The organism is Tardiphaga robiniae (assembly GCF_001618955.1).
Taxonomy (GTDB): Bacteria; Pseudomonadota; Alphaproteobacteria; order Rhizobiales; family Xanthobacteraceae; genus Tardiphaga; species Tardiphaga robiniae_A.
The window spans coordinates 1-510 of the sequence record NZ_LVYV01000049.1 but is presented as its reverse complement, the minus strand read 5'-3'; the positions used below and the strand labels follow the sequence as shown (position 1 = coordinate 510).

The following is a 510-nucleotide window of genomic DNA, read 5'->3' as shown; positions in this document are numbered from 1 at the left end:
ATGGACGCCGGGAGGTACTTGGGTTGGAGATCGGCACATCCGAGGCCGAGCCGATCTGGACAGAGTTCCTGCGCAAGCTGACGCGCCGGGGATTGAGGGGTGTGAAGCTCGTCGTCTCCGACGCCCATGAGAGCATCAAGACGGCCGTTAGCAAGGTGCTGAATGCGACCTGGCAGCGTTGTCGGGTCCACTTCATGAGGAATGCTTTGGCGCATGCCGGAAAGAGCGGCAGACGCCTCGTCTCCGCTTTCATCGCCACAGCCTTTGCTCCGGGAACGCCTGAGGCCGCCTGCACACAGTGGCGCAGCGTCGCTGATCAGATCAGGCCGAAGGTGCCGAAACTGGCCAATTTGATGGATGAGGCCGAGAGCGATGTGCTGGCCTACATGACCTTTCCAAAGCAGCATTGGGTCAAGCTTCACAGCACCAATCCCATCGAGCGCCTCAACGGAGAGATTAAGCGACGCACAGAAGTGGTGGGCATCTTTCCCAATGATGAGGCCATCATCC

At 59.6% G+C, this 510-nt stretch carries 1 protein-coding gene; it reads left to right on the top strand.

Annotation, left to right across the window (positions count from 1 at the left end):
• The coding region (locus A4A58_RS24090) for an IS256 family transposase (protein ID WP_192855932.1) at window positions 1-510 on the top strand (510 nt) is incomplete at both ends.